The following is a 23,531-nucleotide window of genomic DNA, read 5'->3' on the forward strand; positions in this document are numbered from 1 at the left end:
GTAACTACCTCACTTATTTATTGAAAATAGGCTTTCTTTTGTGTAAAAAGGCTTGAATGCCTTCGTTATAATCGTCTGAACTAAATGAATTAAGAACGGTTTGGGCCAGCTCTTCGTTCTCTTCGTTTTCACCATCTACAATCGCCTGAATGATTTTTTTAATGCCTGCATTTGCAACGGATGATTTACTTAATAGATGCTCTGCAAAATGCAATGTGGCATTTTCAATATCCTCTGGCTCATGTAAGGCTGTGATTAAACCAATGCTTTTTCCTTCTTCCGCTGTAAATATGTTGGCTGTATATAAAATTTCCTTTGCCTTGGCGACACCCACAATATTGATTAAGCGTTTAGTGCTTTCAAGATTATAGACAATACCAATATTAGCTGCCGTAATACCAAGCTTACTATTCGGTGTGGCCAATCTAAAATCACATGCGTTTGCTAACTCTAAGCCACCGCCAATCGCTAAGCCCTGAATCATTGCAATGGTAGGGTGCGGAAATTTATAAAGGGCATCAATGGCTTTTAAAGCTATCTCGTTATAGGCTTTGGCATTGTCAGCAGCATAACGAATATCTAAAAACTCACTAATATCTGCACCTGATGAAAAGGCAACTTCATTGATACCGCGAACAATTAATAGCTTAATAGAAGGATCTGTACGTAACTGCTCAAGCTGGTCTACTATGGCCTGAAACATCGCCCTCGATAAAGAATTACGTTTATCAGGGCGATTTAACACTAACGTTGCGATATAGCCGTTTTTTTCTACGTAAATTTCAGTTGTCATCGTCATTCTCCTAGTCTTTCTTTAATTTCGCAGCAAAGCGGTTGCCGATGGATTGTATGCTTTGAACAAGGATGATTAAGATAAAGACAGTGGCATACATAACATCAACCTCATAGCGTAAATGACCATAACGGTAGGCAAGGTCACCTAATCCCCCTGCCCCCACCATTCCAGCCATTGCCGTAGCGCCAATTAAGCCAATTGTGGCAATCGTTAAGCCTAAAATAATCGATGGGCGTGCTTCACGTAATAGGACATGCCAAATAATATGGCGACGTTTTATGCCCATTGCTGTATAAGCTTCTACCACACCTGAATCCACCTCTAAAAGAGCAGATTCCATTAAGCGTGCAATATAAGGAGCTGTATAAACAACTAGTGGGACTATAACACCTTTAACACCAATCGTTGTACCAACAATTAATTTGGTAAATGGTAAGATGAAGAATAATAAAATGATAAATGGAACAGAACGAATAATATTGATGATGAGATTAAAAAGCTGATAGATAATTTTATTTTCAAAGGATTGACCTGGTCGTGTTAAAACGATTAATAGCCCTAAGGGAATACCAATTAGAATGGAGAAGAGTAGCGAAATTCCGACCATTTGGAATGTTTCGATAATTGATTTTCCAATGACATCTGACCAATCTGAAAAGAAGCTTTGAATACTACTCATTGAATTCGCCTCCTAATTCTTCTACCGCAACACCATTTTCTGTAAAATAGGTTAGGGCCTTTTGGACGATATGGGTTTCTCCATGTAAATGCACCACGATATTCCCAACAATGCCGTTTTTTAATTCAATAATATTAGCTGTTAAAATATTCGGTTGCACATCGTACACCTTCGTGACTTCTGCTAGTAATGGCTTACCCGTACTATCACCAAGGAATGTTAAACGAATGACACTTCCAGAAACGTTTAACTGCTCAATGAGTGAAGGGGATAAATTACGCTGAGAAATTGTATTTAAAAACTTTCTAGTAGTAAGGTGCTTCGGTTTTGCAAAAAGCTTAATAGCAGTACCAAACTCCACGACCTTACCTGATTCGAGAACAGATACCTCATCACATATTTTCTGAATGACATTCATTTCATGTGTGATGAGTAGGATCGTAATGCCTAACTCGCGGTTAATTTTTAACAACAATTCAAGGATGGCCTCGGTCGTTTCAGGATCGAGTGCACTTGTTGCCTCGTCACTAAGTAAAATCTCTGGCTCTTGTGCTAAGGCACGTGCAATAGCAACTCGTTGCTTTTGCCCACCAGAAAGTTGATTAGGATAGCTATCCAGTTTCTCTGTTAATCCTACAATTTCGGCGTATTTTGCTACACGGTTTTTTACTTCCTTGTCGTTATAGCCTAGTAGTTTTAAAGGCACAGCAATATTGTTGTAAACTGTTGCAGTTTTTAATAGATTAAAATGTTGGAAAATCATTCCTATTTTTTGTCGTGTTTGACGTAATTCATTTAGCGAAAGGGCTGTAATGTCCACATTGTCTATCAGTACTTTTCCCGAAGTAGGACGTTCCAGTAAATTGACACATCGAATAAGTGTACTTTTACCAGCACCACTATAGCCGATAACCCCATGAATTTGTCCCTTTTTCACATGAAGATTGATTCCATCCACAGCTTTAATGATCCCTTTTTTCGTCTTAAATTCTTTCGATATATTTTGTAATTGAATCATACGATATTGCTCCTTTCTCGTCCTTCTAAAAGTGAGAATCTGCTCATTTTCTCATGAGGAATACGGCAGATTCTTCTGCTAATAGAAGCATATTACCAGCTAGGAATCACAGAACCTTTGAATTCTTCTTCAATGAATTGACGTACTTCCTCAGATTGGTAAGCCTCAACAAACTTTTTAATGGTTGGGTCGTTTTCATTTTCAGCACGTACTACAATGTAATTCACGTATGGTGAGTCAGTAGATTCTAATAGAATAGAGTCTTCTTTAGGATTAATGCCGGCTTCTAGTGCGAAGTTTGTATTAATGGCTGCTACATCTACTTCACTAAGCTGTTTAGGAATTTGAGCCGCCTCTAGTTCAATGAACTGTAAATTCTTTTTATTTTCTTCAACGTCACGGATAGAGGCTGTTAAGTCTGCACCATCCTTTAGCTTAATATAGCCAGCTTCTTGTAAAACAAAGAGGGCACGGGCCCCATTTGTTGGGTCGTTCGGTAAGCCAAATGTGGCACCATCAGGAATATCATCAAATGATTTATATTTTTCAGAGTAAATACCCATTGGATTTAAAATAGTTTTGCCTACTGGTACTAAATCTGTATCGTGATCTTTATTAAATGTGTCCAAGAAAGGCTCATGTTGGTAGCTGTTTGCATCGAGATCGCCTTCAGCTAACGATGTATTTGGTAAAACATAATCAGAAAACGACTTTAGCTCAACTTCTAAGCCTTTTTCTTTTGCTACTTTAGCTGCTACTTCTGCAATTTGCTCGTGTGGGCCAGAAGTGACACCAACGACGATTTTATTTTCATCGATTGCCTCAGCTTGACCTTTACTATCTTCTTTAGAGCCACAGCCGGCTAGAGCTGCTACTAATGTAAGACTTGCTAAACCTACTAAAAATTTATTTTTCTTTTTCATGAAAATGACCTCCAAAATGTTTTTATCGGTTTTTTGAAAATAAAAAAACTCTCTTACAAACTAAGAGAGGCTCATGAAAAAGATGTCCTCTCTTATCTATCAAACGAAATTCGTTTGCAGGATTTAGCACCTTCCTTTTAAAAAGGAGGTTGCCGAGCTTCATAGGGCCAGTCCCTCAGCTACTCTTGATAAGAGATTTATAATATTTTTTTGTAATTCCGATAGAACTAATATAATTTATGGGGTATAGTAAGTCAATAAATATTTTTAAAATTTTTTATATTATTATAATTTTTTGTTATGAAAGAGGGAGAACAATGTCTGTAAGAGTAAATTATGGAATTGGTTCATTTGGCAAGGTTATTAGTGCTCGTATTCTAATGGGAACAGACATCATGGAAGGAATTGAGGCGCTCTGTGAGGAGAATCATATAGAGTCTGCTACAATTGTAAGTTGTATTGGGAGCTTCCAAAAAAGTAGCTTTGTTTATTTAGTACCTGATGAAACATCGCACATTAAAGTCCGTTTTAGTGAAGTCATTGAAAAAGAGGGACCACTCGAATTTATTCAAGGATCTGGTGTTGTCTGTAAACGAGATGGAGGATATGAAACACATTTCCATGGTTCGATGAGTGATCAATGGGGTGTAGTATCAGGGGGACACTTTCTGAAAGGTAGAAATCCCGTTATTACAGCGGACATTGTACTGGCTGAGATTCAAGACGTTCAGCATATTCGTAGATTGGATGAAGAAACAGGACATATACAATTTTATCCGCTAGAGCAAGGTTTAGAGCTACCAAGAAAAATCGAAAAATAGCATGCCCTGTAGAGAATGTATGCTACAGGACATAGTAGTATTAAGCGGTAAATAATTGTAATTGTTCAATTCTGTGAATGGCTTCACGTAAGCGTTCCTCGCTGACAAGTAAGCCAACACGTATATACCCTTCGCCATATTGACCGAAGCCATTGCCTGCGGCTACTGCAATATCAGCTTTTTCTAGCAATAAATCAGCAAATTGTTCACTAGTGTAGCCTACAGGTACAGGAAGCCAAGCAAAAAAGGAGCCCTTCGGAGCCGTAACTTGCCAGCCAATTCTTTGAGCTTCTTCAATTAATACATTTCGACGACGCTCATAAGTAGCCCTTAGTTCATCTGCACATTCTTGAGAAGCTGTTAGTGCCGCTGCTGCTGCTTGCTGAATTGCAGGGAATTGACTACAAAACAAATGATCTTGAATGAGATTAATAGCCGCAATAATATCGGCGTTACCAACGGCGAAGCCTATACGCCAGCCAGCCATATTAAAGGTTTTCGAAAGTGTATACATTTCAATACCAATGTCTTTTGCACCCTCTGCCTGTAGGAAGCTAATAGGTTTATTGCCATCAAATCCTATTGCTCCATAAGCAAAATCATGTGATACGATAATATTATGTTCCTTGGCAAAGCGAACAGTCTCTTCGAAAAATGCCAGTGTTGCTGTACCACCTGTAGGGTTATTCGGGTAATTTAAATAAAGTAGCTTGGCTTTTTCTTTCACTTCATTAGGTAATGCATGATAATCAGGTAAGAAATTATTTTCAGCAAAAAGTGGCATAACCTCAAAATTTACATCACCTAATACTACACCTGATAAGTAGTCTGGATAGCCTGGGTCCGGTAATAGCATGGTATCACCAGGGTTTAATACGGCTAGAGGTAGCTCAACAAGACCTATTTTTGTTCCGCCAAGAATTGCTACCTCCGTGTCGGGATTTATATCAACATTATATTCCCGTTTGTAAAAATTGGCAGCTGCCTGGCGTAATTCGGCGATACCACGAAACGGCGAATATTTGTGATTTTGAGGATTGTCTGCTGCTTCCTGTAATGCTTGAATGATGTGAGGTGGCGTCGGTTGGTCGGGATTACCTTGCCCGAGATTGATGACATCACGTCCCTCCTCTAGGGCACTGTTTACTTTTTGGACGAGTGCCGCAAAAAATTGGGGAGGTAGTTGCTGTAGTTTTTTAGAGAATTCCATGCATGATCACCTTTTTCAGAATATAATAATTATTATTGAAGAATATGAAGCAAATAGTATTACTTTTTCTGTTAATTGTCTAGAGGAGGAATAGATATGAAAATAGGTTGTATTCAATTAAACGTTGGCTTTGGCAAAGTAGAAGAAAATTTTGCACGAGCAGAAAACAAGATTCGAGAAGCGGCACAACAAGGTGCAGAAATCATTGTGCTACCTGAAATGTGGAATACAGGCTATGCACTAGAGAAATTGCCTGACTTAGCAGATGTCAATGGTGAGCGAACAAAAGCCTTTTTGGCACACTTAGCGAAGGAACTTGGTGTACATATTGTAGGTGGCTCCGTATCAATAAAAAAAGGCGATAAATTTTATAATACGATGTATACATTTGATTGCCAAGGAGAGCTTGTAGGGGAATATAGTAAGGCCCATCTTTTCCGTTTAATGGACGAGCATCTTTATTTAGAAGCAGGGGATGAAATGAATCGTTTTGCTTTAGGAGATATTGAGGCTGCTGGTGTCATTTGCTATGATATTCGTTTCCCTGAATGGTTACGTGCCCACGCCTTACAAGGAGCAAAGGTATTATTTGTACCAGCACAGTGGCCGACACCAAGGATTGATCATTGGAAAACGCTACTACAGGCTCGTGCGATTGAGAACCAATGTTTTGTCATCGCAGTTAATCGTATTTCAAAAAAGGTAGAAAACTTTAATGGGCAATCTATGATTATTCAGCCTTGGGGTGAAGTACTTTGGATTGGTGCTGAAGATGAAGAAGTAGCGGTCATTGATGTAGACTTTTCTATTGTCGATGAAGTACGCGGAAGAATCCCAGTTTATGACGATCGTAGACCTGGACTATATCAGGATGTTGTTGTGAAAGGGTAGTGAAGAGGTACGCTCAAAAGGAAAGACAACCTGCTGAGCGTGCCTACTTTTTTAGACCTTCTCCTCAATTAATGAATTTGCCAATAGCATAAACTCAAGTGTGATGCGGTTATGTCCTTTCATAAAATTTTTACCTAATAAACCTTCAAGCTTTTTTAATCGGTGATAGAGGGTTTGACGAACAATAAACAACTGATTGGCTGTTTGTTGTTTGGAGCCATTTGTTTGTAAATACACCTGTAATGTTTCGAGTAGCTTACTATTATATTTTTTATCGTACTCAATCACTGGCTGAAGATAGTCGTAAATTACTTCCTGTAAATTCACCTGCATTTGTAGCTTATAAATTAAATGATATAAATGCAGATCATCATAAAAAAAGGAGGAAGTTTGTACTTTACGGCAAATATATAAGGTTTCTATGGCTGTTTGATAGCTTTTTGGAATTTCCTCTACGTTACAAACGACTTTCCCAACGGCTACTTGAAAGCCTTGTGTCTGTTGCTTCTTATAAAAATCAGTTTTAGGAAGTGTAGAAAAGATGTTATTTAATATGTCACGAGTTGCTTTGCTGTCTTTTGTATGAAGTAAAATAAAAATAACATAGCTCTTTCTTTCAAATAAAAATGGGATGAAGCCATGCTGTTCAAAGAGATTTCGATAATAGAGTTTACTATAGACGATATCTTCCTGTGCTTTCGGCAATGTATGGGGAGAGGCTAAAATAAAAACAGTTCCACTAGATTGTTGATAGCTTGAGTAATGTGTATCAATAAATTTAAAGATTTCCTCCTTAGAAAGTTTTTGATCAATCCAATCTGCTAAAATGGTTGCATCCTCTATATTCTTCTTTTCCTCGATATAGAATTCCCGCATTAATAGTTGCGCTAATGCCGTTGCTGTACGATCTAATATTAATAATTCAAATTCTGAGAATAGCCCATCTTCTCTATAGAGTGTTAGGTCTGCATAATGTTCATCAAAGATGAAAATAGGCTCATGTTTAAATTGTGGTGCAGATTTGTGCAATGTTTCTAATTGCTGCCGTTTTTTGTGTCCCATATTAGGATAAAAGATAGGCTCTCGCTCTTTAATAGCAAACATGATTTGTGTCTTTAATTCGTTATACATATTTTGCAAAATATCGTCTGTGTTCTGTCCTAAGACTGCATTTTTGTTCAATGCCTGTGAGTAAGATTCTAGCGAAGAAATGAGTAAATATTGCTTATTGATAATTTGGCTATGTAAATCCTGTGTAATGCGAACAAAAGGAACTGCCTCATGAAAAACAATAATGGGAAACTGATGATAGTTAGCAAGTGCTATGATTGCTTCAGGAACTGTTTGAATATAGGAGCCATACTCAATACAGAGAGCGGCACATTTTTTTTGAATAAGGGCTTCTACAAATGCCGCAAAATCCTCAATGCTATGCTGTAGACTAATTCCTGTTGTTAATACTAGTTCTTCACCGACCAAAAAATCATCAACTTGCACGATTTCAAGAACATGTACCCATTTGACAATCCTTGATAATCCCTCGTAACCTGCTACAACCTCTGCCTTTTGAAAATATTTATTTTCCAAAACATCTAGTACTTTTAGTTGAAATGGACTCAATTTAGCTCCTCCTTTTGACATGATTAAATTAAAATGATTCTCTATAATTTCTGTTTAATGTTGTATATTTTCTTATAAAATAGCAATTATTTTATTTTAAGAATATTTAGTCTATTTTACATTATGTTTAAAACATATGTATAGAATTTTACAGTTTGTCTATTACTTCAACGTTATGAAACATGTAAGATTTTTGTAAGCGATCAAGTAATCTAATAAAAGAGGTGACAGATATGGAGCAACAAACGCATTTACAAAGAGGGTTAAAAAAGCGGCATATGACGATGATTGCTATTGCCGGAGTAATCGGTGCAGGACTGTTTATGGGAAGTGGCTCGGTTATTAATTTAGCTGGTCCTGGGGCAATTTTATCGTATATATTCGCAGGAATTATCGTTGTGTTAGTTATGCGTATGCTGGGTGAGATGGCGGCTGTCAATCCAACGAGTGGGTCGTTTGCACACTATGCACATGAAGCCATTGGTCCATGGGCAGGCTTTATGATTGGTTGGCTGTACTGGTTTTTCTGGGTTATTGCCATTGCATTAGAGGCAACAGCAGCGGCAGCAATTATTCAGTATTGGTATGATGGGATTCCTTTATGGTTATTAAGTCTGTTGTTAACCGTAGCACTTACTTTAACAAATGTTGTTTCTGTCAAAGCCTTTGGTGAATTTGAGTATTGGTTCTCTCTTATTAAGGTTGCAAGTATAGTAGTGTTCCTCGGTCTTGGAGCATTTATTATTTTTGGCATTGCACCAAACTTTAATGCAGTAGGCATGACCAATTTAGTAGGGCAAGGTGGTTTTTTACCAAATGGTTTTGGTGCTGTGTTAATGGGTGTTGTTATCGTCATTTTTTCTTTCATGGGAACAGAGATCGTGGCTATCGCTGCTGGGGAATCAGATGAACCTTTAGCGGCCGTAACGAAAGCAACCAATTCCATTACTTGGCGTATTTTAATTTTCTATGTCGGCTCTATAGCGGTTGTTGTGACACTTTTACCTTGGCATTCTTCAGATATTTTAACAAGTCCTTATGTAGCGGTTCTCGATTATATTGGGATTCCTGCTGCCGCACAAATCATGAATTTTGTTGTTTTAACAGCTGTGTTATCATGCTTAAATTCAGCGCTTTATGCAACTTCACGAATGGTATTTTCTCTAGCGGAGAAAGGGGAGGCCCCAAAAGCATTTTTAAAATTAAATAAAAAAGGTGCTCCTGTAAATGCCATTTTAGCAGCAACATTTTTCTCTTATATTGCAGTTATTATGAATTATGTTTCTCCAGATAAAGTTTTTATGTTTTTACTAAGTTCTTGTAGTGCTATAACGCTCATTCTTTATTTAATCATTGCTTTTTCACAATTAAAAATGCGACGGAAGATTGAACAGGAAAACCCGGAGCTATTAAAGGTGAAAATGTGGTTATTCCCTTATTTAACGTATTTCACAATACTAGCAACAACGGCTTTATTAATTGCGATGTTCTTTATAGAGTCTATGCGCTCGCAAATTTTATTCACATGTGTTGTCGTTGCAGTTGTGATGATTTTCTATATGCTTACGCAAAAGAAAAAGACAGTTAAACAAGCCGATGAATCAAGCTCTATTTTCAGCAAGGAAGAGTTTGATTTTGAACAATAATACGATGAAGGAGTGGTCTCATTATGACAGTTCAGCAAGAAATGAAAACGCTAACACATTTTATTAACGGTGAAGAGGTAGCCGGTACAAGTGGTCGATTCACAGAAGTGTATAACCCATCCACAGGTGAGGTCATTGCAAGAGTACCTCTTGCTTCAAAAGATGAAGTAAAGCATGCTATTCAGCTTGCAAAAGAGGCCTTCCCAGCATGGAAAAAGACATCAATAGGTAAACGAGTAGAAGTGCTACATCGTTTCCGTCAATTGTTAGTAGAAAGACAGGATAAGCTAATCAATATGATTTGTCAGGAAAGTGGTAAAACAAGGGAAGATGCAAAAGGTGAGATTGTTCGTGGTATTGAATCAGTTGATATGGCAATCAGTGCACCCCAAATGCTAAAAGGGGAGTATTCCGTCAATGTAGGTGGAAATATTAATGCTTTTTCTGCCAAATCGCCACTCGGCGTAGTAGCAACCATTGCACCATTTAATTTCCCTGTTATGGTACCACTTGCTATTACAAGTATGGCAGTTGCTGTAGGGAATGCCGTTATATTAAAGCCGTCTGAGCGCGTTCCTATTTCTGCCTTATATTTAAGCCAATTATGGAAAGAGGCAGGACTTCCAGATGGTATTTGGACAGTGGTTAATGGAGATAAAGAGGCAGTCGATGAACTATTAGAAAACAAAGAGATTCAAGCAATTTCATTTGTTGGGTCAACGCCTGTTGCTGAATATATCTATCAAACTGGAACAAAACACAATAAACGAGTTGCAGCATTTGGCGGTGGAAAGAATTTCATGATTGTTATGCCAGATGCCAACTTAGAACAAACAGCCAATGCCTTTTTAGGAGCCGCATATGGTGCAGCCTCTCAGCGCTGTATGGCTATTTCAGGTGCACTTGTTGTAGGTAAGGATACGGAACAACGTTTTACAGAAATATTGAAACATAAAATATCTCAACTTAAGGTAGGGCCATATACAGAGCAAGATGTCGACTTTGGCCCAGTCATTACTAAACAATCGAAGGAAACAATTATACGTTATATCGATGGGGCAGTCACTGAAGGAGCAAATCTTGTCATCGACGGTAGACATCCAAAAGTATGCGAAACGTCTAATGGTTTTTATCTTGGTCCAACACTACTGAACAATGTGACACCAGAAATGACGATCTTTAAAGAAGAGGTTTTTGGACCAGCGCGTATTGTAGTAGGTGTAGATACATTACAAGAAGCGATTGATCTCATAAATGACCATGAACTTGGTAATGGTGTAACCATGTTTACAAGCAGTGGAGCAGCAGCACGTAGATTCCAAGAAGAAATAGAAGTTGGCATGGTAGGGGTTAATGTACCAATACCAATTCCTGTTGGCTATCACAACTTTGGGGGATGGAAACGCTCTAAATTTGGTGAGGGGCATATGTTTGGACCAGATCAAGCGAGATTCTTTACAAAAGCAAAAACCATTTCTGAACGCTGGCCAGATGAAACTGAGGATACAACAAGTTCCTTTGCATTCCCAAGCAATAACGACGCGAAAAGCTAATGCAGTGAAAATAATAAGGAGGGGTGTTTGGCTATGACGCAGACAAATCTTAAAAGTGATGTATTAACAAAGGATGAGCAATATGTATGGCATTCAATGAAACCGTACAATCCACAAGCCACATATGTAGTGGAGAAATCTGATGGTGCCAGAATTATTGATACAGATGGTGTGGAATATATTGATGCGATGGCTGGGCTATGGTGTGTCAATGTTGGCTATGGACGTAAAGAATTAGCCGATGCTGCACATGAGCAAATGATGAAAAATGCGTATGCTCCGTTATCCCAGGGGCATTTGCCAGCAGTCGAACTAGCCGAAAAGCTAAATGACATGCTTGGTGGAGATTACGTTATTTTCTTCTCTAATAGCGGTTCAGAGGCGAATGAAACAGCTTTTAAAATTGCTCGACAATACCACCAGCAAAAGGGACAAAGCTCTCGCTATAAAATTGTCTCTCGCTACCGTGCTTATCATGGGAACTCATTCGGTGCATTAGCGGCAACAGGGCAGGCGGAGCGCAAATATAAATATGAGCCACTATCACCTGGGTTTATCCATGTTGCACCACCTGATCAATATCGCGAGTATGAAAGTGATACTATTGCCCCATTAGATTTAGCGAGTGTAAAGGCTGTAGACAAAACGATGACATGGGAGCTAGGCGATACCATTGCCGCCATGATCTTAGAGCCCATTATTACAGGTGGCGGTGTTATTATGCCACCGGAAAACTATTTAAAAGGCATTGAGGCAGTATGTAAAAAACACGGTGCTTTAATGATTGTCGATGAAGTTATTTGTGGCTTCGGTCGTACAGGGAAGCCTTTTGGATTTATGAATTATGGAGTAAAGCCAGATATTATTACGATGGCTAAAGGAATTACAAGTGCCTACTTACCACTATCTGCTACTGCGGTAAAACGCGAAATTTATGAGGCGTTTACAGGTTCTGATGCATACGGCTATTTCCGCCATGTGAATACATTTGGCGGCTCCCCAGTGGCATGTGCAGTAGCATTGAAGAATATTGAAATTCTTGAACAAGAAGCATTGTTCGAGCGATCCAAAGAAGTGGGCGCTGCCACATTACAATCTTTACAACAAGAATTGCAGCATCATTCAAATGTTGGAGATGTGCGAGGAAAAGGCTTATTGATTGGGATTGAATTAGTTGTTGATAAAGTCTCGAAAGATCCTTTACCGGTGGAAAAGGTGAATACTGTCATTGCGAAATGTAAAGAGCAAGGGGTCATCATTGGGAAAAATGGGGCAACCGTTGCAGGGTTTAATAATGTTTTAACATTATCTCCACCACTTAATATTTCAAAAGAAGATCTGGAACGCATACTTGAGGTTGTTGTGGATAGTATAAATCAGCTGTAAAGCATGTTGATAAGGTTCTGAAAGTCTTAGAATAAGGGCTTTTAGAACCTTTATTGCAAAATTTCGTAACAAGGAAGAGCATTAGACACATTATTATAGCTCAATATTAATAATTAGAAAATTTAGAAAATGATTAAAATAATGCTAGAAAAAATGTATTTTGTGGTTTATAGTTGTTAAAAATAATTAATTTTCTGATAATTATGCGTAAAAAGGATCCTGGAAGGGAATATTTTTTTGTTTACTTATTTTCAGTGGTGGAATAAATATATTTTGTTGTTTGAACTATAGTTTCTGATGAATAGCAATTGTGTATGTTGAGAAAGTAATGTCTTTCTCTAATTGAATTGTTTAATCGTAATGAAAGTATAGTTTATTTTTTTATCTATTTATTTTCATCAGTGGAGAAAATAAATGATTCTAGTAATTATATTTCTTAATTCTAATTTTAAGGAATATTTTTATATATTTTTACAAAGGGAGTAGATGAGATGAATTATGTTAAAAAATTGGTTTTTGTAATTCTATGTACGTTGCTTTTAGCAGCATGCACAGAGAAAGACAATTCTAATGCATCAAATACTGGGGACAAATCTACAACAGAATCAGGCGCAGCGAGTTCGAAAAATGAACTAATAATTGCTGTAAATGAAAACTTTATTTCCATGGATCCGCATAACACAGGAGATACAAATTCGGGTTCTGTACAAGAGACAATGTTAGAAGGTTTACTTGGCTTCGATGCTGATGGAAAAATTATTAAGGTTTTGGCTAATGATTATTCAATTAGTGAGGATGCTTTGGAGTATACATTTAAGCTACAAGAAGGAGTCACTTTCCATGATGGGGAGCAATTTAATGCAGAGGCTGCAAAAGCCAACATTGAACGAATCATGAAAGATGAAAGTTTACGTTTGTATTCACGTGGTTTTAGCTTAATCAATAAAGTTGAAATTTTAGGGGAATACGAAATTAAAGTTACATTAAAAGAACCATATGGGCCAATGATTACTCGTTTTGGAGTTGCTAAAATGATCAGTCCTAAAATGATTAAAGATAATTCTAAAGATATTCCGAAGAAGCCTGTTGGTACAGGTCCTTATAAATTTGTTGAATGGGTACAAGGAGACCATCTAACGATTGAAAAATTTGACGGCTATTGGGGTGGCGGTGATCGTGTTTCTAAAATTACGTATAAACCAGTACCAGAAAACGGGTCACGTGTGGCGATGCTAAAAGCTGGAGATGCACAGGCAATCTATCCAGTGCCAGCCCAAAATATCGATGAGCTTTCTAACAATAAAGAGCTAGAAATTAACAAGGTTCCTTCTACAATTGCTCATTATGTTTCCTTGAATACGTATAAAAAACCTTTAAATGATATTAAAGTACGACAAGCATTTAATTATGCTGTGGACAAAGATGCTTATTTAAAAGTGGTGAATGCAGGGTTGGGATTACCACTAGACTCCATTATTCCGTCCAAAACGGTTTATTATAAACAGCAAAAACTGTATGAACACAATATAGAAAAAGCAAAGGCTTTGTTGGCTGAGGCTGGCTATCCAGATGGCTTCGATATTGAAATCTGGGGAAATACGAACTCAGATACGATGAAAGGAATGCAGTTTATTCAACAACAATTAGGTCAAATTGGTGTAAAAGTTGAGATTAAATCAATGGAAGAAGGTACTTTGTCAGATGAAATCTACGGTGCACAAACACCAGATGATGCCAAATTGCAAATGTGGTATGTAAGTTGGTCAGCCTATGCTTCTGATATTACAAATGCAACAAAACCTCTTTTCCATAGCGTATCATTCCCACCAAATGGTGCAAACACAGCCTATTACAATAACACTGAGGCGGATCAATTAATGGATGAAGCGAATTCTATTTCGGATGTAGATCGCCAAGCTGAATTATATGAAAAATTACAGGAAATCGTTTACCAAGATACGCCTTGGATTTTCTTAGGGGTAGATGAGGTTGTATATGGTGTACGTTCCAATGTCAGTGGTGTGGTAGTAAACCCAACAGGTGGACTGGATGTGAAAAACGCAAAAGTTGAGTGAGGCTAAAAATAAAAGGAATTGATGTTGGTCAATTCCTTTCTTACAACAAAGAAAGGAGGAAGTCGTCGTGTGGAAATATATAGCTAGAAGAATAGTTGAAATGATACCAATATTAATAGTCATTTCAATCTTAACCTTCTTATTTATTCATTTAATACCGGGAGATCCTGCACGGTTAGTAGCGGGTAAGGATGCCACGATAGAGGATGTTGAAAATGTACGACATGAATTGGGTCTTGATAAGCCAATTCTTAAACAATATGTAGATTATATGAAAAATCTAATGACGGGTGAGCTTGGCACATCCTTAACAACTGGATTACCTGTGATAGATATGTTTAAGACAAGGTTTATGCCTTCTCTCCACCTTACGTTTCTCTCCATGTTTTGGGCTACTTTAATGGGTTTAATGATTGGCGTTTTTTCTGCCATCAATAAAAATAAATGGCCTGATTATTTTGGAATGGTGACGGCGGTTTCTGGTATTTCAATTCCTGGATTTTGGTTGGGGCTATTGTTGATTCAACTATTTTCTGTACAACTAGGCTTATTCCCGACAGGTGGATTGGATGGCTACTCTAGTTATATTTTGCCTTCCTTGACTCTAGGTGCAGGCATTATGTCGATGATCGCTCGATTTACGCGTTCTTCTATGCTTGAAACGCTACAAGCTGATTTTATAAGAACAGGGAGAGCCAAAGGCTTAAAGGAACATTCCGTGATTGTAACGCATGCTTTACGAAATTCCTTAATTTCTGTTGTGACGGTAGCAGGTTTACAATTTGGATTTCTACTAGGGGGGTCAGTGGTAGTAGAAACGGTATTTAGTTTTCCAGGAATGGGACGTCTGCTAATCGATTCTATTGCATTTCGAGACTACCCTGTCATTCAGTCAGCACTGCTGTTATTTGCATTTGAATTTATAGTTGTGAATTTAATCGTTGATGTGCTTTATACCGTGTTAAATCCAAAAATCCAATTAGATTCTTAAGGGAGGGAACAGAATGACTTCACCAACTACTGTGCAAAATAGCCAAGTGCAAAAAATACAAAGGAAATACTCTCCTCTTAAAGAATTTTGGAAGTCTTTTAAAAAACAAAAGGCCGCGTTGCTCGCAAGTGTCTTTATAGGATTATTAATTGTAATTGCTATTATTGGCCCTTATATTGCACCCTATGATCCATTTGAACCTAATTATGATGCTTTATTAGAGGGACCGAGTGCCAGTCATTTAGCGGGGACGGACGAATATGGGAGAGATATTTTTAGTCGATTATTAGTGGGGGCAAAAATATCCTTAATGGTGAGCTTTAGTGCCGTATTTTTAGGCTTAATACTAGGGACTATTTTAGGATTAATTAGCGGTTACTTTGGTGGTTGGATAGACAAAATAATCATGCGTAGCTGTGACGTATTGTTTTCATTTCCTGATTTACTATTAGCCATTGCAATTGTCGCATTACTTGGCCCTGGTATTAATAATGTCATCATTGCTGTCATGATCTTTAGTGTTCCATCCTTTGCACGATTAGTTCGAGGCGCTACATTGAATGCGAAAGAAAATGTATATGTTGAAGCAGCTCAATCCATGGGGGCTTCACATGTAAGGGTGCTGTGGAAACATATCTTCCCCGAAACAATTAGTGAATTAATCATTTTTGTCACAATGCGTATAGGAACAGCAATTTTAGCAGCTTCTGGTTTAAGTTTTTTAGGCTTGGGTGCAAGTCCAGAAATGCCAGAGTGGGGAGTAATGTTAAGTAGTGGGCGTGACTATTTAGGGACATCTTCTCATGTAGTCATCATGCCAGGGATTGCAATATTTTTAACAGTACTAGCATTTAACTTAATAGGTGATGGATTACGAGATGTATTAGATCCAAAAATTAAAAATAATTAAGGAGAATGCCTATGACAGAACATGTATTGCGAGTAAATGACTTAGAAACGTCCTTTACGCGCGATAAAACAGAAATCAAAATCTTAAGGGGTGTCAACTTTTCAATCCGTAAAGGAGAAATAGTAGGCTTAGTTGGAGAATCAGGTAGTGGCAAAAGCTTAACATCATTATCCATCATGCAATTATTCCACGGTACAACAGGTAAAATCGTGAATGGTTCTATTCATTTTAATGGAGAAGATTTAACGAAGATGTCCGAATCAGAAATACGCAAAATTCGTGGGAAGCAAATGGCGATGATTTTCCAAGAACCTATGACATCTTTAAATCCTGTTTTAAAGATTGGCAAGCAGTTAATGGAGGCAATTGAAATGCATTTGAAGCTGCCTAAAAGTGAAAGTAAACACCACGCCATTCAAATGTTAAAGAGTGTTGGCATAGGCAGAGCGGAGGAAATCATTCACGAATATCCACATCAACTATCAGGAGGAATGCGACAACGTGTAATGATAGCAATGGCAATGGCCTGTCATCCTATGCTACTTATTGCTGATGAACCAACTACTGCACTTGATGTTACGATACAAGCTCAGATTTTAGAGCTAATGAAAAAACTAAAGGAAGAAAATGAGACTGCTATTTTATTGATCACACATGATTTAGGTGTTGTTGCAGAAATGTGCGATAAAGTAGTTGTTATGTATGCGGGGCAGGTGGTAGAAGAAGCAGATGTCTTTGAGTTATTTGCTAGCCCTAAGCATCCTTATACAGAAGGATTAATTGCATCAGTTCCGAAAATTGGTGATAAAAAAGAAATATTGGATTCTATCAATGGCCAAGTGCCATCTCCGCAAAATATGCCGGAAGGTTGTAAATTTGCTCCACGATGTGATCAAGCGATGTCTATATGTCATCAAGAGAACCCACCAACTTTGAAAATTTCAGCTACACATAAATGTAGCTGTTGGTTATATGCGAAAAAGGATGTGGAAGTAAATGCCTAACAGTATTTTAAAAGTGGAAAATTTAAAAAAAAGCTTTCAGATAGCTGGTGGATTATTTCAAAAAAAACAACATGTAAATGCTGTTATAGATGTTTCATTTGAAATTGAAGAGGGTACGACATTTAGTCTCGTTGGGGAAAGTGGTTGTGGAAAATCTACTACAGGTAGGTTAATTACTCGATTGATTGCGCCGACAAGTGGAAGTATTGTCGTGGAAGGGAGAGAGGTAGCTACTGCAAAGCAATCCGACCTAAAGCATTTAAGACAAAAAGTTCAAATGATTTTTCAAGATCCTTATGCTTCTTTAAACCCGAGAATGAAGGTAAAAGAATTAGTTGGGGAGCCTTTAGAAATCCATACAAAACTTTCGAAAGTAGAGCGTGAAAAACTAGTACTCGAAATGCTAGAAGTGGTTGGATTGAATGCAGATCATGCTGATCGATACGCACATGAGTTCAGTGGTGGACAAAGACAGCGATTGGGCATTGCACGTGCTTTAATAACAAAACCAAAACTAATTATTGCTGATGAGCCTGTTTCTGCATTGGATGTGTCCATACAATCGCAAATCTTGAATCTATTAAAACAATTACAGCAAGAGTTTAATATATCGTATCTCTTTATTTCTCATGACTTAAGTGTTGTAGAACATATTAGTCATTATATTGGTGTGATGTATTTAGGAACGATTGTAGAAATTGGACGAAAAGAAACTATATTTAATGATCCTAAGCATCCTTATACACAAGCACTCATTGCTTCCGTACCAATCGCAGATCCAACAAAAAGAAAAAAGAAGAAAGTTTTAATAGGTGATATTCCAAATCCTAAAAATCCGCCAAGTGGTTGTACTTTCCATACAAGGTGCCCCTTTGCATCGGATATATGTAAACAAGCTATTCCGCAAATGAAAAAAATTAACGAAGAGCAAAGTGTTGCATGTCACTTTGTCAATTAATGGAGAGGTGTTCATAAATGAAGGTAGGATTAAGCACATACAGTATGGTAAAAAAAATGAAACAGGGAGAAATGAATGTTCTGGATGTTTTGCAATGGGTAGCTGACAACGGAGGACAGCATGTAGAATTAGTGCCTTATGAATTTACCGTTGTAGATAACTATGAACTGGCATCTAAAATTAAAGAAAAAGCAGCGGAGCTTGGTTTAGAACTGTCTGCCTATTCGTTACCTGCAAACTTTATTCATGACACAGAGGAAGCTTTTTTAGATGAAGTGGAACGCTTGAAGAAACATGTTGATGTAGTTCATCATATGGGCATTAAAATTATGCGTCATGACGTTACGCTCTTTACTTTACCAAAGGAACAGACAACCATTCATTATTACAATGAACACTTTGATGAAATGGTTAAAGGTTGTCAGTTGATTGCAGATTATGCGAAACAATTTGATATTACAACTACAATTGAAAATCATGGCTTCAATGTTCAAACAAGTGATCGTGTACAACAAATAATTCATGCGGTCAACAGAGATAACTTTAAAACAACTTTAGATATAGGGAACTTTTTATGTATTGATGAGGAACCATTAATCGGTGTTATGAAAAATATTTCCTATGCTGCTACAGTGCATTTTAAAGATTTTTATATTCGTCCTTATTATGAAAATCCAGGCGATGGTGAATGGTTCCGTACAGTTCATAACAATTACATCAGGGGAGCTATCGTGGGGCATGGGGATATAAATATTCGAGAAATTATAAAACTTGTAAAAGGCTACGGATATGATGGTTATATTACAGTGGAGTTTGAGGGTATGGAAGATTGCGAAGTTGGTTCGAAAATAGGGATGGATAATGTTTGTCGCTTATGGGATGAATGTAAGCTCTAAAGGGGGAAAAACATGGAGAAGTTAAAAGTTTGTGTAATAGGTACAGGTTCTATTTCGGATTATCATTTAGGATCCTATATGAAAAATCCATCGGTTGAGTTATATGGTGTATATGACGCTTCAATTGAACGGGGCAAAGCGAAAGCAGCTCAATTTGGAGCAACCCACGTTTTCTCTTCAAAAGAAGAATTATTTGCAGACAAAAATGTAGATGCTGTAAGTATTTGTACATGGAATAATACACATGCCGAATTGGCGATTCTTGCGTTAGAAAATGACTTACATGTTCTTATAGAAAAGCCGCTATCAATGACCTATGCTGAGGCTTTAAATATCCAAAAGGTTGCAGAAAAACATAGTAAAGTATTACAAGTCGGCTATGTAAGACGTTTTGCAACGAATAGTAAAGTGCTGAAACAGTTCATTGATGATAATAAATTGGGCGATATTTATTATGCTAAAGCTTCTTGCCTTAGAAGATTAGGCAACCCGGGGGGATGGTTTGCAGAGATTGAAAAATCTGGTGGCGGTCCATTAATTGATCTTGGAGTACATGTTATTGATATATGTTGGTATTTAATGGGCAGACCAAAGGTAAAACGTATAACAGGTCATACCTACAATCAATTAGGAAATAGAAATCATATTGAAAATTTATCCTTTTATAAGGCTGCAGATTATGATGCTACTAAAAATACAGTAGAAGATTTAGCAAATGCCCTTATTACATTTGAAAATGGGGCATCATTAATGGTTGATGTATCCTATACACTTCATTCAATAAAAGATGAAATAAGTATAAAACTTTATGGGACAAATGGTGGGGCAGAGTTAGAACCTGAATTGAAAATTGTAAGCGAAGAACATAACACCATTTTAAATATTCATCCTCAAATTAACGATTTAACCTTTGATTTTGTCACAGCTTTTCAAAATGAAATCAATACGTTTGTTGATTGCTGCCTTAATCAATATGATTCAGTTGCACCAGTGGAGGATGGGGTAGAAATTATGAAAATTTTAGAGGGTATTTATATTTCTGCAATGCAAGGAAAGGAAGTCGTTTATTAAAATGGTGAAATTGAACAATAAAATTGGAGTAATTGTAGATAGCTTTCGATTGCCTGTTCGTGATGGGTTGTTAAAAGCGAAAGAGATTGGTGCTCAAGGTGTACAGATGTATGCAGTTTCAGGGGAACTAGATCCAGATCATTTGAACGCTGAACAAAGACTAGAATTAAAGCAATACATTTTAGATTTAGGGCTTGAAATATCTGCATTATGTGGTGATTTAGGAGGACACGGCTTTCAAAATAAAGATGAGAATGTCTGGAAAATAAAAAAATCAAAGGAAATTATGCAATTAGCTAAAGATCTGGGCACGTCAATCGTAACGACCCATATCGGTATCATCCCTGAAGATGAAAATGACCCAATCTATCAAACAATGCTTGAAGCCTGTGAAGAATTAGGGCAATTTGCTACATCATTAGATGCTTACTTTGCGATTGAAACAGGACCAGAAACGAGTAAAACATTAAAAAATTTTCTAGACAAACTATCTACAGATGGTGTATCGGTCAATTTTGATCCTGCCAATATGGTAATGGTAACGAATGATGATCCTGTAGCTGGAGTTAAGCTTTTAAGGAATTACATCGTACATACACATGTGAAGGATGGTATTCAATTGCAGAAAACAAATCCAAAAGATGTGTACGGGTACTTAGGATACGATTCCGGAACATCTCATGATAAAATAGAAGAAATGGTGGAAAATGGAGAGTTTTTCCGAGAACTACCATTAGGTCATGGAGATGTCAATTTCGAGCTATATTTCTCAGCTTTACAAGAAGTAGGATACAGTGGCTATTTAACTATTGAACGAGAAGTGAAATCAAATCCCGAAAAAGACATCAGAGAAGCTGTACATTTCATAGAAAAGTTTAAATAGGGGTTGAATCTAATTTGAAGAAGCAAGATCAAGTACAAATGAGAAGACAAAATAAATATATTGTGCTTGACGCAATAAGGCAGATGGCTCCAATATCAAGAATTCAGTTATCAAAATATACAAAAATGAGTCCTACGACAATTACTCGTATTGTGCAAGAGCTAGAATCTGAAGGCTATATTCTTGAAGGGGTATCAGAAGAAACAGCAATTGGTAGACGTCCCACGTTAATTCATATGCGTGAAGATGCTTTATATACAATAGGGATAGAAATTGATTGTTTTACCATTCGAATCGGTATATTAGATTTTTTAGGGAAGCTTATTGCATTTCAGGAAGTCAAATGTAGCATCAAGCATCGATATGAAGAAGCTATATTTTTACTAAAGCGGTCCATAGCTAATATAATGACAGAATACCAGGTTCCTCAGGATAAATTATTAGGAATTGGAATAGGTATTCCAGGTGTAATCAATAACGAGGAAGGCATAATCGTTTCTTCTGAGCAATTGAAGTGGGAAAACTGTCATATAGGAGTTGATTTAAATGGAATATTTGGTTGTGAAGTCATCGTAGATAATGAATTAAAAATGCAAATCATTTCCGAAATTGGGGATATATATACTCCGAACTATTCAAATTGCATCTTAGTAGGTATTGGGTCGGGTATTGGAGCGTCCATATTACTTAATGGAGAAGTATATCGTGGGATTCAAAATAAGGCAGGGGAAATAAGTCATATAACGATTAACCCCTTTGGTGAAATGTGTCACTGTGGTAAGAGGGGATGCTTATCAATGTATATTTCTGAAGTTACCTTGCTAAAGAGAACTCCTAAAAATCTTAATATTCAATCAATTGATGAGATTTTACAGTGTGTTGATCAAGGTGAGCAATGGGCAGTAGATATTCAACAAGATGTAGCCACTTTTCTAGCCATTGCAATCAATAATTTAGTTTGCTTATACGAACCAGAGGCTGTCATCGTAAGCGGGGAAATTATTGAGCACAATATAACATTTCAAAAACTTCTTATTGAAAAATGTAAACAGTATATATGGAAAGAACTACAACCTCATTTTGATTTGCAGTTTTCAAATCAATTAAAAGAGGGGGTTGTCAAAGGAGCGGCATTACAAGCACAAAAGCAGCTTCTGTCTGTTTAAAAAGAAAGGTTGGTTGATTCGTGGCTTACTCAGAATTTTTGAAGGAGTATCGTTCAGGGTTAATGGAAAATGTGCATTATGGACAAATGAGTGCTGTGAATCTAATAAAGGAAGAATTCATTTCTATTGGTCAAGATTATGATCCTGTGTATTTTCGTTCTGCAGCAAAACCATTTCAAGCCATTCCCATTTTCATGACTGATTTTATAGAAAAGTACGAGATAACTTCCACAGAAAGTGCATTATTTTTAGCCTCGCAAAGAGGCGAAATATATCATCAAGAAGCGCTAGTCTCATTATTAGGAAAGATCCCCGTTAGTGAAAGTGACTTAATTTGTGCTCCATCATATCCATTAAATGAAGAACCAAAAACAGTTTATATTCAACAGGGACATGAGAAGAGGAAACTATTTCATAATTGTGCGGGTAAGCATTTAGGATTTTTAACTGCCTGTTTAGCAAACGGCTTTGATTTCGAGCAATACTGTCATCCGGATCATCCTTTGCAGCAAATGATTAAAAAATATATTGCTTATTTAGGTGAATATGATGAGAGTAAAATTCGTACAGGTATAGATGGTTGCGGTGCACCAATTTTTGCGATTCCACTAAAAAATATGGCTATAGCCTATTTAAAGCTAGCACGACCTGAATTAATTGAAGATCAAAAAATCCGGGAAGCGGTTGTCAAGCTTACGGCAGTAATGAATCAAGAAAATCATATCATTGCAGCACAAAATTTTATTTGTACGGCTCTATTAAAAGACCCGAATATTGTGGCGAAGGGCGGAGCACAGGGCGTATACTGTTTTGCATTGCGAAATGAAGGATTAAGTTTCGCCTTGAAAATTATGAATGGCTCAGAAAGTCCGTGGCCAAATGTAATTGCTTCGATATTGGAACAAATACAGTATAAAAATCAAGAAACCATTGAGCGTATTAAAGCATTGTCCCCTTCATTTGTGCGAAACGACGCAGGGTATCAGGTTGGAGAAATTGTTTCTACAATTAAAATTATATAGAGGTGAAGCTAC

At 37.2% G+C, this 23,531-nt stretch carries 21 protein-coding genes and 1 riboswitch; of the genes, 15 read left to right on the forward strand and 6 right to left on the reverse strand.

All coding sequences use genetic code 11. The annotated features are described in order from the left end of the window. Positions 1-13 precede the first annotated feature (13 nt). From MKY49_RS02165 to MKY49_RS02180, 4 genes are all read right to left on the reverse strand, one after another. Positions 14-793, reverse strand: coding sequence for an enoyl-CoA hydratase/isomerase family protein (locus MKY49_RS02165; protein ID WP_312505034.1), 780 nt, complete (start codon positions 791-793; stop codon positions 14-16). 10 nt (positions 794-803) lie between these two features. Beyond that, the gene (locus tag MKY49_RS02170) at positions 804-1,475 is read right to left on the reverse strand and encodes a methionine ABC transporter permease (protein ID WP_274795470.1); all 672 of its coding nucleotides are present in this window, start codon (positions 1,473-1,475) and stop codon (positions 804-806) included. After that, entirely contained in the window at positions 1,468-2,493 is a 1,026-nt protein-coding gene (locus tag MKY49_RS02175) for a methionine ABC transporter ATP-binding protein (RefSeq protein ID WP_341385503.1), read from the reverse strand. Before MKY49_RS02175 ends, MKY49_RS02170 begins: the two co-directional genes overlap by 8 nt. Before the next feature lie 92 nt (positions 2,494-2,585). Continuing rightward, complete coding sequence (locus tag MKY49_RS02180; protein ID WP_274795472.1) at positions 2,586-3,416, reverse strand: MetQ/NlpA family ABC transporter substrate-binding protein; 831 nt, start codon at positions 3,414-3,416, stop codon at positions 2,586-2,588. Between the two features lie 89 nt (positions 3,417-3,505). After that, a riboswitch (SAM riboswitch) is annotated at positions 3,506-3,611 on the reverse strand. A gap of 122 nt (positions 3,612-3,733) precedes the next feature. Between MKY49_RS02180 and MKY49_RS02185 the strand changes: the two genes are divergently transcribed. Further along, positions 3,734-4,237 (forward strand): PPC domain-containing DNA-binding protein, encoded by a 504-nt coding sequence (locus MKY49_RS02185; RefSeq protein ID WP_341385504.1) that lies wholly within the window; start codon positions 3,734-3,736, stop codon positions 4,235-4,237. 40 nt (positions 4,238-4,277) lie between these two features. Here the strand turns inward: MKY49_RS02185 and MKY49_RS02190 are convergent, their stop codons facing one another. Beyond that, positions 4,278-5,447, reverse strand: coding sequence for a pyridoxal phosphate-dependent aminotransferase (locus tag MKY49_RS02190; RefSeq protein ID WP_312505026.1), 1,170 nt, complete (start codon positions 5,445-5,447; stop codon positions 4,278-4,280). Between the two features lie 96 nt (positions 5,448-5,543). Here MKY49_RS02190 and MKY49_RS02195 point away from each other — a divergent pair, with 96 nt between their 5' ends. Beyond that, positions 5,544-6,338, forward strand: coding sequence for a carbon-nitrogen family hydrolase (locus MKY49_RS02195; protein ID WP_322611229.1), 795 nt, complete (start codon positions 5,544-5,546; stop codon positions 6,336-6,338). Between the two features lie 51 nt (positions 6,339-6,389). On the opposite strand, the gene MKY49_RS02200 is transcribed toward MKY49_RS02195, so the two are convergent. Further along, a complete protein-coding gene (locus MKY49_RS02200) occupies positions 6,390-7,958 on the reverse strand; it encodes a PucR family transcriptional regulator (protein WP_341385505.1) in 1,569 nt (522 codons plus the stop codon). Between the two features lie 233 nt (positions 7,959-8,191). Here MKY49_RS02200 and MKY49_RS02205 point away from each other — a divergent pair, with 233 nt between their 5' ends. The 13 genes from MKY49_RS02205 (at position 8,192) to MKY49_RS02265 (ending at position 23,519) form a co-directional block, all read left to right on the forward strand. Further along, a complete protein-coding gene (locus tag MKY49_RS02205; protein WP_274795478.1) occupies positions 8,192-9,604 on the forward strand; it encodes an amino acid permease in 1,413 nt (470 codons plus the stop codon). A gap of 23 nt (positions 9,605-9,627) precedes the next feature. Next, positions 9,628-11,157: a CoA-acylating methylmalonate-semialdehyde dehydrogenase gene (locus MKY49_RS02210; RefSeq protein WP_312505024.1), complete on the forward strand. Its 1,530-nt coding sequence runs from the start codon at positions 9,628-9,630 to the stop codon at positions 11,155-11,157. Between the two features lie 33 nt (positions 11,158-11,190). After that, positions 11,191-12,543, forward strand: coding sequence for an aspartate aminotransferase family protein (locus tag MKY49_RS02215; RefSeq protein WP_274795480.1), 1,353 nt, complete (start codon positions 11,191-11,193; stop codon positions 12,541-12,543). Between the two features lie 491 nt (positions 12,544-13,034). Further along, a complete protein-coding gene (locus MKY49_RS02220; RefSeq protein ID WP_341385506.1) occupies positions 13,035-14,618 on the forward strand; it encodes a glutathione ABC transporter substrate-binding protein in 1,584 nt (527 codons plus the stop codon). A 67-nt stretch (positions 14,619-14,685) separates the two neighbouring features. Continuing rightward, the gene (nikB, locus tag MKY49_RS02225) at positions 14,686-15,609 is read left to right on the forward strand and encodes a nickel ABC transporter permease (RefSeq protein WP_341385508.1); all 924 of its coding nucleotides are present in this window, start codon (positions 14,686-14,688) and stop codon (positions 15,607-15,609) included. A gap of 13 nt (positions 15,610-15,622) precedes the next feature. Beyond that, positions 15,623-16,519 (forward strand): ABC transporter permease, encoded by an 897-nt coding sequence (locus MKY49_RS02230; protein ID WP_341385509.1) that lies wholly within the window; start codon positions 15,623-15,625, stop codon positions 16,517-16,519. Positions 16,520-16,530: 11 nt separating this feature from the next. After that, complete coding sequence (locus MKY49_RS02235; protein ID WP_341385510.1) at positions 16,531-17,523, forward strand: ABC transporter ATP-binding protein; 993 nt, start codon at positions 16,531-16,533, stop codon at positions 17,521-17,523. After that, positions 17,516-18,481, forward strand: coding sequence for an ABC transporter ATP-binding protein (locus MKY49_RS02240; protein WP_341385511.1), 966 nt, complete (start codon positions 17,516-17,518; stop codon positions 18,479-18,481). The genes MKY49_RS02235 and MKY49_RS02240 overlap by 8 nt, the downstream gene beginning before the upstream one ends. 17 nt (positions 18,482-18,498) lie before the next feature. Next, positions 18,499-19,377 (forward strand): sugar phosphate isomerase/epimerase family protein, encoded by an 879-nt coding sequence (locus MKY49_RS02245; RefSeq protein WP_341385512.1) that lies wholly within the window; start codon positions 18,499-18,501, stop codon positions 19,375-19,377. Between the two features lie 12 nt (positions 19,378-19,389). Next, on the forward strand, positions 19,390-20,448 hold the full coding sequence (locus MKY49_RS02250) for a Gfo/Idh/MocA family protein (protein WP_341385513.1): 1,059 nt from the start codon (positions 19,390-19,392) through the stop codon (positions 20,446-20,448). 1 nt (position 20,449) lies between these two features. After that, positions 20,450-21,331, forward strand: coding sequence for a sugar phosphate isomerase/epimerase family protein (locus tag MKY49_RS02255; protein WP_341385514.1), 882 nt, complete (start codon positions 20,450-20,452; stop codon positions 21,329-21,331). A 14-nt stretch (positions 21,332-21,345) separates the two neighbouring features. Further along, positions 21,346-22,497 (forward strand): ROK family transcriptional regulator, encoded by a 1,152-nt coding sequence (locus MKY49_RS02260; RefSeq protein ID WP_341385515.1) that lies wholly within the window; start codon positions 21,346-21,348, stop codon positions 22,495-22,497. A 20-nt stretch (positions 22,498-22,517) separates the two neighbouring features. Further along, positions 22,518-23,519, forward strand: coding sequence for an asparaginase (locus MKY49_RS02265; protein WP_341385517.1), 1,002 nt, complete (start codon positions 22,518-22,520; stop codon positions 23,517-23,519). The last annotated feature ends 12 nt before the right edge of the window (positions 23,520-23,531 follow it).

This window comes from Lysinibacillus sp. FSL M8-0134, assembly GCF_038069745.1.
In the GTDB taxonomy this organism is placed as follows: Bacteria; Bacillota; Bacilli; order Bacillales_A; family Planococcaceae; genus Lysinibacillus; species Lysinibacillus irui.